Source organism: Anaerolinea thermolimosa (assembly GCF_001050195.2).
GTDB lineage: Bacteria > Chloroflexota > Anaerolineae > Anaerolineales > Anaerolineaceae > Anaerolinea > Anaerolinea thermolimosa.
The window spans coordinates 626772-641526 of record NZ_DF967965.1 but is presented as its reverse complement, the minus strand read 5'-3'; the positions used below and the strand labels follow the sequence as shown (position 1 = coordinate 641526).

10 protein-coding genes are annotated in these 14755 nt (G+C 52.6%); all 10 read right to left on the bottom strand.

Annotated features, from left to right (window positions below; translation table 11 throughout):
• Positions 1 to 34: 34 nt before the first annotated feature.
• The 10 genes from ATHL_RS02920 to ATHL_RS02875 all read right to left on the bottom strand — a co-directional run bounded on the left by ATHL_RS02920 (position 35) and on the right by ATHL_RS02875 (position 14187).
• Positions 35 to 1756: a nucleoside kinase gene (locus ATHL_RS02920; protein ID WP_062189598.1), complete on the bottom strand. Its 1722-nt coding sequence runs from the start codon at positions 1754 to 1756 to the stop codon at positions 35 to 37.
• A 37-nt stretch (positions 1757 to 1793) separates the two neighbouring features.
• The gene (locus ATHL_RS02915) at positions 1794 to 3017 is read right to left on the bottom strand and encodes an ROK family transcriptional regulator (protein WP_062189596.1); all 1224 of its coding nucleotides are present in this window, start codon (positions 3015 to 3017) and stop codon (positions 1794 to 1796) included.
• Positions 3018 to 3112: 95 nt separating this feature from the next.
• Positions 3113 to 6592, bottom strand: a complete 3480-nt coding sequence (locus ATHL_RS02910) for an ATP-binding protein (RefSeq protein WP_236822318.1) — start codon at positions 6590 to 6592, stop codon at positions 3113 to 3115.
• A 263-nt stretch (positions 6593 to 6855) separates the two neighbouring features.
• On the bottom strand, positions 6856 to 7290 hold the full coding sequence (locus ATHL_RS02905) for a cyclic nucleotide-binding domain-containing protein (RefSeq protein ID WP_062189585.1): 435 nt from the start codon (positions 7288 to 7290) through the stop codon (positions 6856 to 6858).
• An 86-nt stretch (positions 7291 to 7376) separates the two neighbouring features.
• Positions 7377 to 7721 carry a hypothetical protein gene (locus ATHL_RS02900; protein ID WP_062189583.1) on the bottom strand — a complete coding sequence of 115 codons (345 nt, stop codon included), beginning with the start codon at positions 7719 to 7721 and terminating at the stop codon, positions 7377 to 7379.
• A 21-nt stretch (positions 7722 to 7742) separates the two neighbouring features.
• Entirely contained in the window at positions 7743 to 8801 is a 1059-nt protein-coding gene (locus ATHL_RS02895; protein WP_062189581.1) for an ABC transporter ATP-binding protein, read from the bottom strand.
• Between the two features lie 3 nt (positions 8802 to 8804).
• The gene (locus tag ATHL_RS02890) at positions 8805 to 9878 is read right to left on the bottom strand and encodes an ABC transporter ATP-binding protein (protein ID WP_062189578.1); all 1074 of its coding nucleotides are present in this window, start codon (positions 9876 to 9878) and stop codon (positions 8805 to 8807) included.
• Between the two features lie 9 nt (positions 9879 to 9887).
• Positions 9888 to 11024, bottom strand: coding sequence for an ABC transporter permease (locus ATHL_RS02885; RefSeq protein WP_062189577.1), 1137 nt, complete (start codon positions 11022 to 11024; stop codon positions 9888 to 9890).
• Between the two features lie 15 nt (positions 11025 to 11039).
• On the bottom strand, positions 11040 to 12026 hold the full coding sequence (locus ATHL_RS02880; protein WP_062189575.1) for an ABC transporter permease: 987 nt from the start codon (positions 12024 to 12026) through the stop codon (positions 11040 to 11042).
• 76 nt (positions 12027 to 12102) lie between these two features.
• Entirely contained in the window at positions 12103 to 14187 is a 2085-nt protein-coding gene (locus ATHL_RS02875; RefSeq protein ID WP_062189573.1) for an ABC transporter substrate-binding protein, read from the bottom strand.
• Between the last annotated feature and the right edge of the window lie 568 nt (positions 14188 to 14755).

Here is a 14755-nt window from a genome sequence, read left to right as displayed (position 1 = left end):
AAGAAACAAGGGCGGCGAAAAGCCGCCTTATTGTTTAATCTAAAGGTTTCTCCCAGAGACGGAATTCCTGTAAAATCGAGCCGCCAATAAACTCTCTCAACAGAGAATTATCAGGGATAAGGTCAACATCAACCGGTAAGAACCAGTCTAAAAAAGCCAGCAGACGTTTGGCTTCGATATACTCCGGGTTGCCAAAAGGCACCTGCCGTAAAAGAGGTTCGGCAAATTTTTTTAATGCCGAAAGCTCATAAACCAGCGCCGAGTTAAAAAAGACATCCGCATTTTCCTGATAGGGGAAAATATGACGTTTCTCACCGCGCCGCACCGATTCCCACCGGCTGATGGTGGCCTGGGCTGAATAGCCCCGCTCACGTGCGTCACGCACAATCCGCCGTAACAACCGGCTATCGGTGGTGGAAATTCGGTTGTGGCGGTCAAGATTTAACTGGGTTAAGCACGAAACATAAATGCGGAAGGTTTCCTCCGGAGCAAAATCGGGCAGCAAACGGGGGTTCATGCCATGGATGCCTTCCAGAATGATCATTTGATCTTTCTCGAGCCGAACTACCTCTCCCGGCCTGCTCCGCCCAAGCTTGAAATCATAGTGGGGCAATTGCACCTCTTCCCCGGCAATCAACCGTTTGAGATGTTCCTGCAAAAGTTTGGTATTCAAAGCCTCCAACCGCTCAAAATCATACTGTCCATTCTCATCCTTCGGGGTCATCTCCCGATCCACAAAGTAATTGTCCATCTCTAGGGGCAGGGGGGAGATTCCCTGAGCCAGCAGTTGAACTGCCAGGCGCTTCAAGGTGGTGGTCTTGGCAGAAGATGATGGCCCCGCTATAAGCACAATCCGCGCCGAACGGCTTCTTTCCATGATCATCCGGGCAATTTCCGCCACCTGCTGTTCGTGAAGGGCTTCTGCCACCAGAATAATTTCGCGAATACGCCCTGAAGCAATTGCCTCATTGAGTGCTCCCACATTCTCAATGCCCAGGCGCTTCAACCAGCTCCCATACTGGCGGAAGCTCGTCAACAGCTTGGGATAATCAGGCATCGGAAGCAACTCGCGCGGGGCATGCCGCCGCGGGAATTGCAAAACAAATCCCTCATGGTTGAGCCGGCGCAGATCAAACCAGCGTAAATACCCCGTCGATGGCACCATATACCCATGATGATAATCGCGGTGGCCGTTGATCGAATACAATACCAGGCTTTCTTTCTGGCGAAATTTTAACAGATGAGCCTTTTCGGTCATCTTCTTTGCCGTAAACAGGTCAATCGCCTCACTCAACGGCACTACGGAGCGCTCAAAAGGAATATCTTCCTCAACCAGCTTCTGCATGTGCCGCTTTAACCTGTCCAGCTCATCATCGCTCAATCCGGGGCGACCGTGCACCTGGCAAAAAAATCCCCCTGAAGAAACCGAATGATCCACCGAGAGCACCGCCTCACCGAACAGTTCCTCAAAAGCCACTTCAAGCAAAAAGACTAATGAACGTCGGTAAATGCGTGCCCCATCGGCATCTGCAGTGGTGACGGGTATCACCCGCGCTTCCATCATAACCGGGTAGGTTAACTCGCGCAGTTCATGGTTGACCACCGCCCCCACAATGGGGGTATCCTGCCACTCCGGCAGGCTACGGAGAAATTGCTCCAGCGAGGCTCCCCGCGGCCCGGACAATATCCGCCCATCCGGCAGATGAATTTCCACCTTCGGTCGGGGTTGAACCAGTTCAAATGCATTTTCTACCAATGGACACCTTACAGAGAAAGAAAAGTTAAACTTACCCCTAATTCTTATCGGCGATCTGATGCAAAGCAATCGAGAGGGCAACAACAACCGCTCCGATAGCCACAGAATGCTTGCCCAGCAAGGCGGCGGTGATCCGTACATTCCGTGAAGCCACCAGCAGGCTCCGCCGTTGCACCGTCAGACGAATAGGCTCAAGCAGCAGATCGCCAATCTGCCCCACCGATCCGCCGATCACAACCATACTGGGGTTAAATAAATTGACAATATTTGCTATGGCGGTTCCCAGGTGCATGCCCGCCTCCGCCGTAATCCGTTGAGCCAGATGATCTCCGTGCCGCGCCGCATTCATCACATCGGCAACGGTCAACTTCCCGTTGTGAACCATTTCTGCTAGCTGGGTGCGCTGACCCATCCTGACCGCCTCCATGGCCTTGCGCGCAATCGCTGCGCCCCCCGCAATCGCCTCCAGGCAACCGCGGTTACCGCAGGTGCACAGTGGCCCATTCTCATCAATGGTAATGTGCCCAATTTCCCCCGCACAGCCCGTCGAACCGCGGTAAATTTGCCCTTCCAGCAGTAAACCCGCGCCAATGCCCGTGCCCACTTTGATATACGCCAGGTTATGTTCACCACGTCCGGCACCATACGCCCATTCTCCCACCGCTCCAAGTTCAGCATCATTGTTGAGAGAAACCGGCACCTTCCACAATTCTTGCAAATGGTCACGAATGGGATACCTGTCCCACCCCGGCATGATTGGCGGGCCGCTGACCATCCCCTCTTTCTGAACAATCGGCCCCGGAACCCCAACCCCCACCGCGCTGATCTGCGACATGCTCATCCCCGCTTCTTTTAAAAGCTGGTCAACCAGTTCGGCCACCCGCGCCAGGCAAATCGACGGCCCTTCGTTGATATCCAGGGGAACTTCGATCTCATGCAGTTGCCGACCCGAAAAATCAGCCAGGATCAGCATGACATGCGAGGCCCCCATATCGATGCCAATCACATGCCCGAGATCGGGGTTAATTTCCAGGACAATCGGGCGTCTGCCACTCGGATAACTGCCTTCGGTCTCCCGCACCAACCCAATGCTCATTAAATCATCCACAATCGCGCTGACCGCGGCACGCGTCAGCCCCATCCTTCGTGCAATTTCAACACGAGAGATTCCACCCGAAGTGAAGCGGATCAGATCAATGATCGCGTGTTTGTTCAGGTTTTTTAGGTTTTGGGTCGGGACAGTCCAGAACGTCGTGCTCACACAGCAGGCTCCTCAATGTATCCATCATGATTATAACTCATAAATTTTTTTTGGAAACTTTTCTAACACAACCGCTCGGGGTTTCCAGCATCTGTTCATCTTCCTTTTTGCATGATGCGCCGATGAACCTGGATATTTTCCAGGAAGGTTCGGCGATAGGGGCTGTCGGGAGGGATGAAATCGTATTTCCGCAGTAATTCCTCCCTGGCCTGTGAGAAAAATACACCGGCCTCTTCTTCATATCCATTGGCAGAAAGCGCCTGCCCATGCCGAAAGAGTACTTCCTCAGAAGAACATTCGATGATTTGAACAAACCCATACGTGCGGTAAATTTCCAGGGCAGTTGTGCTTTCATCCAACGCTTTTCGCAAATGAGCGGAACGTTTGGCTTCATCATCAAGGGCCAACCCCAAACGAATATGCGCTTCTGATGCTTCACAACACGCGGCCATTTTATACTGACGCGATACCCGTTGTTCATCAGCCAGTTGCTTAACCTCTTCGGCCAGCTCAAGCACAGCCTGATGATCCTCAAACCGGCCCCGCTGGTTGTAAAGAATCATACTCACCAGCAACCGCCCGGCCTCTCCGATCTTGAGTATGCTTTGCCTGCACAGAGGCTCAGCACGGCGTAATACTTCAAACCCTTCATCAAACATCCCCAGGCATCCCTGAAGCTGAGCAATCCTCAGCATGGGGAACAGGCTCCCGGATACTTTCTCGGTCAGCTTCAGGGCCTGGGTTACCCGTTCCAGCGCCGCCTGATAGTCACCAAGGTATAGACCTTCCACCTGCGCATGATACATCAGGACAAAACCTTCCGAGAGCCGGTCACCAATTTCCCGGCAAATTTCTAACCGTTTACCAATAAAATCCGTCAGCAGGCGGTAATAATTCCCTTCCCGCTCCTGCAACTCACCAAGGGCTGAAAGCAAATCCAGCAAAATGCGTTTATCAGAGATCTTGTCCCGCAGAGTCAGCGCCTCGTCAAGATATTTTCGGCTCAATTCCGGGTTTTCCATTCCATACGCATTGGAAAGTTCGATCAATAGCGAGAGCTGGGTAGTGGGATCTCCCAGTTCTCTGGCCAGAGCAAGAGCCTCCTGGGTCACGTTGAAAGCTTCGAGATTATTGACCAGAAACATCAGGCGTGATTTGGCCATCAGCGCAAACATTTCGCGATACCGGTCTTCAATCTGCCGGGAGAGCACCAGTGCCTGCTCAACCATCTCCAGCGCCTCTTGAACAACGTCCCAGGTATCGGCCTGTAAAACTGCCGGTTGATTCAACAACGCGTCAATTTTCCAGATCGGCTGCTCGTGCAATCGATCTGCGATCTCCAAAAGCGCCCGGGCATCTGCCGTGGCATGGTCAAAGTCTCCCGTCAGGTATCGCAGGGCCAGCCGTCCGTTTAACACCTCAAACCGTTGAGAGAGAAGAGCTTCCAGCCGATCTGCATCTGAAGTTTTCTGTTCCAGTTGATCCAGAAGTTCCAGCGCCCGGTTGTAATGGTGGAAGGCTTCCTCCACCGCATAGACTTCCCGGGCTTTTTCCGCCGCCCAGGTAACATAAAACAATTCTTTTTGCGTTTCTCCAGCCTGCCGGTAATGATAGGCAATCAGCGCCTGATGCTCAATGCCACCTTCCGTTTGAACAAATTCCTCCAGGATCGAAGCCACCCGTAGATGCATGGCTTCACGTTGATGTTTCAGCAGACTCTCATAAACCACGTCATGAATTAAATCGGTGCGGAAGCTGTATTCAGCCCCCAGTTCAGGATGACGCCCCCGCCGTTCAATCAATTGCGCCTTCGTCAATGCCTGCAGGGGTTCCTTCACCAGGAACTGTTCTCCCACCATCCATTGGAGCACATTAGACCAGAACACATTCCCGATCACCGAAGCCATCTGAATAACCTGGCGCTCGTTGAGGTCCAACCGATCAATGCGCGCCTGAACCAGACGGTTCAGGTTTCCCTGCAAATCCTGCGCTTTCACCGGTCGGCTTAAACGCCATTCTCCACTTTCAGCGTCACGAATCAATATCTTCTTTTCGAGAAGGGAACGTAGAATTTCAACGATGTATGAGGGATTCCCCTCGGAATTTTTAACCAGTAATCGCCTGGTTTCCTCGGGCAGTGTATGTTCACCCACCAGATAAAAAATCAACTGGTGCATATCTGCCTCTCGGAGCGGTTCTAAGAAAACCTCCTCCGTGATTCCCGGCAACGCCCCTTTCAGAGCCGCAACGAAGCTCTCCAGTTCCTGCCCGGCCCCACTGCGATAAAGCATGAGAAACAAAAGAGGACGGCGCGAAGCCAGCCCCGCCACGTTTCGGGCAAGCTGAAGGGAAGATGGATCGGCGAACTCAAGGTCAGAGAGTACCACCACCAGCGGTTTTTGTTGCGTCAGGCTTTCCAGCCACTCCTGTACGGTTTCGCCTATTTTGATCCGTAATGCCTCGGCGCTGAGGAAACGAACCTTTTCCAGATACTCTCCTTCCAGAGGTAAACGTAACAGCTCGGCGAGGTAGGGGAAAAATTGATGATAACGTTCACCCCATAACGCAAAGCACCGTTCCTTTAGCCGGGCATAAATTTCTTCCGGGTTCTGACCCGAATACACCCCCAGCCAGTTGTGAATCAGGTCAAACCATAGAGAAAACGGCCAGCTCTGGCTGAACGACCGGCAACGCCCAAAAATCCATTGCAAACTCTCAGGAACCGCCTCGTCCATTCCCCGGGTATTGGCTATGAGAGCATCCTGCCGCAAGAAATACTGCCGCGTCTCGCTGATCAGAGCTTGCTTTCCAATCCCCACCTCGCCCGTCAGGAAAACCACCCCTCCCTGACCCAGCTTCAACAGCTCAACGTGTTGTTTAAGAATGTCCAGCTCTTCATCACGGCCAACCAGAGGAATGGCGTTGCCAAAAATCTCAAGCTGCACCATACTTTCTGAATCCAGCCGTGCGGCAAGCGGTCGGTACACCGCCATTGGCTGTGAAAACCCCTTGGCGGTTATTTCTCCCAGCTTTTCCCAGGTGAACTGCGGCTCACATTGTCGGTATGTACTCTCACTGACCAGAACCGTGCCCGGCTCAGCGGCGCTCTCCAGCCGGGCAGCGAGGGCAATGGCCACGCCCATGGCCGTATCCTCCCGGTGCTGGCGGGCATCTCCAATACTGGCAACGATCACTTCTCCCGTATTGATCCCCACTCTCAGGCGTATTCCCGCGTGATCTCCCGCGGCGAGATCAGCATTAAACCGGGCAATGGCCTCTTGCATGGCCAGGCCGGCCAGAACTGCCCGTTCAGGGTCATCCTCATAGGCAACATCTGCACCAAAGAAAGCCACCAGACCATCCCCGCGGAATTGATCAACTACACCCCCATAACGGTAGATCTCCGCTTCAAGGGCAAGCAGAATGCGGTTCATGATCTCTACCCAGGCTTCGTTCCCAATGTGCTCCATCAAGTCGGTCGATCCGGTAATATCCGCGACCACCACCGTCACCACCCGTCGTTCCCCTTCCAACGGCATCGATGCCCCGCCAGGCCTTAACCGGCCTTCATCCACATTCCCTCCCACAGGCGTTCCCTCGCCATGGAAAGGCTCAAGACTCTCTCGAGGAAGACGGATACCGCACATGCCGCAAAAGGCAAAGTCGAGGGGGTTATGAAAACCGCAGGCCGGGCAAGGATGCGTAAGGGGTGCACCGCACTTACCACAGAAGCGCATGCCATGGGGGCTTTCAAATCCGCATTTTGGGCAGGTCATAACACAATCAAGGGCGCTTCAGTGATCCCCAAAGCGCCCTTTTAATCCTCCAGAACCCAGGTTTAGAGAACGTCGAGGGCGGCGCGGAAGCGTTTGGCCATTTCTTCCAGAATGACCACCGCCATATCCGGTTCTTCTCGTAAAACCGCCACAAAATCCCAGCGCGGGAGCACATAACATTTGGTAGGTTCCACAGCGATGCAGGTTGCCGTACGCGGGCCGTCATCCAGCAAGGCCATTTCGCCGAAGAAGTCGCCATCGCTCAGGGTGTTGACCACCGACTTGGTTCCATCAGCCCGTTCGCGGACCACCTCCACCTTGCCGGATTTGACGACAAAAAACCCTTCTCCACCCTTTCCCTGAGTAACAATTGTCGCTCCAGCGGGGTAATCCCTGTCCAGAACACGTTTGGCCAGCAGTTCGAGCTGCCGTCGGTTCAAAGGTTTAAACAAAGGTACATTATTTAAAAATTTAATGATTTCTTCCAGGTTGGTCATAAACGCTCTCCTCTAGTTTGGCCACATGATAGATTGAAAGTTGCCGGTCCCTTAATCTTCTAACTCCTGATAAGTATAAACGAAATTCACACAAGGAAATATAGAATCAGGATCAGCAATTCAATCGCTACAGCCCAGGCAAAAATAGTCCAACCTCCGTTACTGGCAATGCGTTTCAGCCCAATTTCTCCGGCAAAGATCACATAAGTCAACCACGCCAGAGCCATAATCACAACCATGACGTGCCCTGCAAGCGTAGCCATGGGTACGTCGGTTGAGAACCGTCCCCAGATGCGTACCACCATTTGTCGGCTGAGGTAAATTTCTACCAGGCCCAACCCGGCCGTAAACAGCCACGTAATTGCCCCGAGAAGAATAAGTAACCCACGCACCCAGCGCGAGCGCCTTCCCGAAGGCCCCTGCTGAGACATGCTCACCTCCTTGAGATGTGCTTAAATCCCACGCAGCTTTAATTCTTCTGCCCGGTGACAGGCCACAAAATGATCCTTCTTCAACTCGCGAAATTCAGGCGATTTCTGCTTGCACAGATCTACTGCATACCGACAGCGAGGGTGGAAGTAACAACCTGATGGCGGGTTCGACGGGTCAGCCACATCGCCCTGCATGATGATCCGGTCAGATTTATACTTTGGGTCAGGCTTGGGCACCGAAGAAAGCAATGCCTCAGTATAGGGATGGAGAGGGTTGTTATACAACATTTCGGAGTCGGCCATCTCCACGATTTTTCCCACATACATCACTGCGACCCGATCCGAGATATGTTGCACCACGCTCAGGTCATGTGCCACGAAGATATATGCCAGGTTAAAGTCATGCTGCAAATCTTCCAGCAGGTTCAACGTCTGGGCCTGAATGGATACGTCCAGGGCAGAGACCGGTTCATCGCAAATCACCAGACGCGGATTAAGTGAAAGCGCACGCGCAATCCCAATCCGCTGGCGCTGGCCGCCTGAAAATTCGTGCGGGTATCGGCGCAGGTGATCTGCGCGTAAACCTACCCGCTCTAACAGGGCAACGATCACGCCTTCACTATCTGGCCCGTACTTCCCATGAATCATCATCGGTTCAGCAATAATGTCACCCACCGACATGCGCGGGTTTAGAGAGTTGACCGGGTCCTGAAAAATCATGGAGATTTCCTGACGTACCAGTTTCATCTGCGCCTTATCCAGTTCCAACAGGTTGACCATTTTAGGAGCGCTATTACCCAGCACGGTAGATTTAAAGTAAATTTCACCCCCCGTCGGCTCATAAAGGCGAATTATGGTACGCCCGGCAGTGGTCTTGCCGCAACCTGATTCACCGACCAGGCCCAGCGTTTCACCCTCACGCACAAAAAAGGTCACATCATCCACAGCCTTCACGTAACCGACCGTCCGGCGCAACAGACCTTTTTGAATGGGGAAGTATTTCTTCAGGCCACGCACGTTGAGAAGAATACTCTCGTCCACCGCAGGAGTGGAGGTTGCAGTTGCTTCAGGGGCAGTCATGGGTTACACCTCCTCGTAAAGCAGGCAGCTCGCCCAGTGATTCGAGGCGACTTCCTTATTGGTCGGGACAATCCGGTCACACTTCCCGGGCATAAACATCGGGCAACGGGGATGAAAAACACAGCCGGTGGGCAAATGGAATGGGTCAGGCACCATTCCTTCAATAGTCGCCAGGCGTTCACCCCGCTTTCCGATCTTCGGAATAGAGCGCAACAGAGCCTGGGTGTATGGGTGTTTGGGATCGTAAAAGAGATCGACCACTTTGGCCCGTTCTACCTGCTTTCCCATATACATGACCACGATTTCCTCTGCCATTTCGGCAATCACACCCAGGTTGTGGGTGATGAACATGATGGCCATGTTTACCGAGTGTTGTAATTCACGCATTACATCGAGAATTTGCGCCTCAATCGACACATCCAGAGCCGTAGTAGGTTCATCAGCGATGAGCATTTCGGGCTCACACGATAGGGCAATGGCGATCATCACCCGCTGCCGCTGCCCCCCTGAAAGCTGATGGGGGTAGCTATCAACCCGCTGGTCCGGTTTAGGAATGCCCACCCTGCGCAACATATCAATGGCGATCTCGCGGGCTTCCTGCTTTGTCACTTTCCGGTACGTCATAATCGTTTCAACCATCTGGTCGCCCACTTTTTTAACCGGCACCAGGCGGTGCAACGAAACTGCCTCATAGATATGCGTTCCGGCAGTATACACGGGTGTCAGAGAACTCATCGGCTCCTGAAAGATCATCCCGATTTCCCCTCCCCGAATCTGCCGAATCACCTCTCCATCCGGGTCGAGTTTGGTAATATCGATCGTGGTCACTTCACCGGTATCTTTGTTCTTCCGATGATACAAAATCTCTCCACCGGAGATCTTCCCGGGTTTGGGAACCATGTTCATGATTGCCCGGGCAGTGACGGATTTTCCACAACCACTTTCGCCAATGACGCCCACCGTCTGGCCGCGGTTAATTTCCAGCCACATTCCATCCACAGCCTTGATGATACCCGCCCGAACATCAAATTCAACATGGAGGTCTCGTACTTCAATAAATTTATTCCCGTCTTCCATTGCAACCTCCTATCGCGCGCTGTACGGGTCCATGGCATCACGCAGGCCATCGCCGAGCATATTGTAGGCCATAATGGTGATCAGGATGAAAACCACCGTCCATAATTGCCATGGGGTAAAGCGAATGGCATACACTGTACCGGCCTCCTGAAGTAAAACCCCCCAGCTGGTCAAGGGAGGACGCAGGCCCAGCCCAAGCCAGCTTAAGGCCGTTTCTGAAAGGATCATCCCCGGGATTGACAGGGTCGCAATCACGATGACATGGCTCATCGTGCCAGGGAGCAGATGCCGGAACATAATCCGGGAATCTGATGCGCCTGCACTGCGGGCTGCCAGCACATATTCCCGCTCGCGCAAAGAAAGGATCAACCCGCGCACCTGACGCGCCAACCCGCCCCAGCGCACAAAAGCCAGAATGATCGTGAGCATAAAGTACACTGCAATGGGAGACCAGAATTTCGGAATCGCGGCAGCCAGCGCCATAAATAGTGGAATATCCGGGAAGGCCGATAGAAACTCAGTAAAGCGCTGCACGAACATATCCACTGCCCCGCCATAATACCCTGAAATAGCCCCCAGGATACTCCCGAAGATAATTGTCAGGAACTGCCCCAGCAGGCCGATCAACATCGATAGCCGTCCGCCGAAGATAATCCGGCTGAAGAAGTCCCGGCCATTCGAGTCGGTGCCCATGATAAAAATATATGCCTCAGGATTATCGGACTGCACCCCGAACAGGTGAATATCCCCGGGGATAAAGCCGAGCAGTTTATAAGGATCCCCTTTGACAAAGAAGTGAATAGGGTATTTCACCTGAGGGTTTTCAACAAAGACACGTTTCCGCAGTTTATCGTCAATCTTCTTCTCCAGGCCATAGACGAAGGGTCGGATCGAGAAATTCCCCTCCGAATCGAGGAAGCGGATGGTCTGAGGACGCGCTTCAGGATAATTGGTTTTGTGTTCCAGATCGTACGGGGCAATAAATTCAGCAAAGATACAGATCAAAACGTACATCACCAGCAAGATGAATCCGCCGATCACCGCAATGCGATTTTTTCTAAACTTCCACCAGACCAGGCTCCAGTAACTCTGGCTGACTTGTTTCTGCTTTCCTTTTTGGCTTGAATCAAGTGTCGCTGCAGCCATCTCTCATTCTCCCTTTCACTCTAAACGAATCCGGGGATCAACCCAGGCAAGCACCAGATCTGCCAGCAGGTTCCCCACCAGCAGAAGGATTGTGAAAAACACAATGCACGTACCAGCCAGATACATATCCAGTCTGCGCAGCGAGTCTACAAAGAGAGGGCCAATGGTAGGAAGGTTGAGGACAATGGAAACCAGTGCATTCCCCCCAATAATGCCGGGCAGTGCTTCGGAGCCCAGAATCACAATTAATGGATTAATTGCCACACGCACAGCATGTTTCCAGATCACATCCCGGTTGCGCAAACCACGCGCCCGTGCGGCCTCCACAAAAGGTTGCCCCATCGTCTCCAGCAGGTTACCGCGCATGATACGGATTAACCCACCGGTCCCCGTAACCGCACTGATCAGCGCTGGAATCCACAAATGTTTTAATAAATCGATGACTTTCCCAACACTCCACGGTGCATCGATATATTCTTTCGAGAATAATCCCAGTACATCCTGATTGAGCACGACAATGGCAAAGAATAAGATGATCAACGCCAGAAGGAACCCGGGAATGCCAATTCCGATAAAACTGATCGTCGTAATGATCTGATCGCCCAGCGAATATTGCCGAACAGCCGAATATACCCCGAGTGGAATGGCCAGGACCCAGGTAATGATGAGCGTTGCCAGCGCCAGGACAACGGTCATGGTCAACCGCTCACCAAGCAGGTCTTTGACCGGGCGCTCATACTGAAAAGACTCTCCAAAATCACCTTTAAGAAAGTTCACCGCCCAGGTGGTATATTGCACCATAAAAGGGCGGTCAAGGCCATATTTCGCACGCAGTGCTTCGATCTGACTCTCAGCACTCCGGTCACCCCGCGCGCGCAGTTGTTCGAGCTTCTGGGTAAGGAAATCTCCCGGTGGCAATTTAATAATACAGAACCCGACAAAGGAAACCAGAACAATCATGATGACAGCATAGCCAAGCCTTCGCAGAATATAGTTGACCATAGGCCACTCCTTAATATCTTATGTGGCGGGCGGAGATTCCGCCCGCCACATTCAGGTCAAACCACGTTATGCCAGATTACTCTTCGAAGTACCACTGTGCCGGCACCTGGTTTCCGGGAGTGCAGGGCGCCCACGGGCCAACCACGCCGTAATCCAGAATGTTCTTGAGCTTCTTGTTGGCAATGACGGGCATACGCTGATCACCGCTGATACCGATCACGAATGGACCTTCGTCGATGATCACCTGGATGGCTTCCCAAACGACCTTGTGGCGTTCATCTACGGTCTTTGTCGCCATTCCTTTTTCATACAGCGCCTGCAGTTTGGCAGCGGGGCTGTCGGGTTCGGGCTTGACGCCGCAGTCGTAAGGTTTATCAGCGGGAGCCTTGCAGGTTTCTTTACCCTTGGCCCAGTAACGGCCTTCCAACGGGAACATGTAGCGATTCACAATCGGGAAGATCCAGTCCGGGTAAGTCCAGATATCGATCTCCGAAATGTGTGCACCGCGAAGCATGTACTGGCCTTCGTTGGTGAGGGTGTCGAGGTTGGGCTGACCCTGCAGGTTTTGAATCTCAACTTTGATGCCCAGGTTCTTCTCCCACTGGTCTTTGACCTCAGCTGCTGCGTCAGTCTGAACCTTGAGACTACCACCCCAGTCAGAGACAATCACCACCATGGTGAAGGGTTTGCCACTGGGCAGAGTGCGGAAGCCATCGGCACCTTTCTTCATGCCAATTTCATCCAGGGCCTTATTGGCGGCTTCCACATCGAACTGCGCATCGGCTGCGGCCCATTTCTTATAGACTTCCTGCCCTTCTGGGCTGGCAAAGTGCCATGACTGCGGGCTGATGGTGGCGGCTTTGGGTTCGCCAATGCCATTCCAGGCCACATCAATCACGCGCTGGCGGTCAACACCCCAGGAAAGGGCCTTGCGGAAACGCTTGTCGCGGAGCAGATCGCGGATTTCCTTGGCATGTTCGGGAGTATCATCTTCGTAATACTTCCCACCTTCAACAAAGTACTGATTTACCATGTAACCAGGCCAGGCGCCCGCACCGTTCATCCAGCCTTCCAGTAAGCGATAACCGGCCTTGTCAGCATTCTCGTCAAAGAACGGCAGATCATTCGGGCTGCCACCGCCGCGGAAGGAAATATCATACTTGCCCGAGGTGAGTGCCAGAATGCGCGCCTGCTCGTCCTCGACGATTTCGATGTCAATATAATCAATGTAGGGGAGCTGGTTGCCTTCGGTATCAACCCGGTAGTAATACGGGTTACGACCCCACTTATAACGCTTGCCATCCTGCGAGACTTCCACACAATGATAAGAAAGCACCGTCGGGAAGTCCGGGTTCATGTAGTATTTATCGGCCTTTTCAAGGTCTTCATACTTCTTCGTGGAGTCGTATTTCGGATGGAATTTCTTCAGGTAGTGCGCCGGCTTCATCTTCGGGCTGGCGAACTCCCAGTAACCCTGTGCCAGGTAATATGGAGCAATCCAGAGCGGCTGATCCGACTTCCATACCATGGTGTACTCGTCGGGGAATTCGATATCAATCGGCGAGCCATCTTTCTTGCGCATATAGCCCGGAACGGTGTTCCACTTCACATCCTCGTTCTTGGCCATATCTTCCCACCAGAACTTCCAGTCCTCGGTGGTGTACGGCTCACCGTCTGACCAGCGCACACCCTTGCGCAGATGCAAGGTAAAGCTCAAGCCATCATCCGACCATTCATAGGCTTCAGCCAGGGCAGGTTCGTAGCCGGTCAGATCATCCTTCCATTTGATCGGTGGCTCCGAAATATATAGCTGAATATTCCCGGCTTCGGGCCACCAGGTCACGGTGCGCAGCGTGCCACCGTATTTTCCAATCGATTCGCGGGGTTTGGTCACCAGCGGGTTGGCCGAAATCCGCTCCTCAACCGGAGGCAGATCCATTGAATCCAGCATGGGGGCCTGTTTGTATTTCGCTTCAGCCAGGGTAGGAGCCGGCGTAGGAGACGCTTCCTGTGCCTGGATGGCCGGAACAGTATTGGTTGGCTTGGGTGCTTCGGTGGGCGCTTCAGTCTTCTGAGCTGGCTGACAGGCTACTGCAGCTATCCCCAGACCAGTTAACCCAGCGATTTTCATGAAATCGCGTCGGTTAAGAGATTTCTTCATTTTCCATTCCTCCGAAAAATTTTTTGGATGATCCACTCCAATTGATCGTCTCACTTATTACAGAGAGACACTCTCAAATGAAACGGAATCGCGATGGGATAGTACGAAAAAACAGGCGGCTAACTTCTTCTCTGGTTCACCTCCTTACCGATCGCGGCATCTCCGCCTCCAGGAATGCCCCCCTCATCCTTGAAGATGCAGGACGCCACCCGGCATCTGATTTAATAAATTACAGTCATGAATTGAACAGGAACTGGAAAGCTGCTGTAAAGCTTCCCCCATCCTACAACATTTCATGGCTTTTGTCAATATAATTAACTCAAAAGAGATTAAGGTTTAATAGTTTGATTTTTCGGAAACGTTCACGCTCCAAAACGCAGCCCGAGAAATACCCTACCGAATTTTTTCTTCATAAATGGGCGGTTTTTTACCCTGTATAGACATTACCCGACCCCTGTCTTCCCCAAAAACAACCTTTTCCAGCCTCCTTTTGTGCGCCTCTCCTTGAATGCGTATATAATCCATTCGTTACATTTTTAACAATCTATTCTTAAAAGAAAGTAAATTA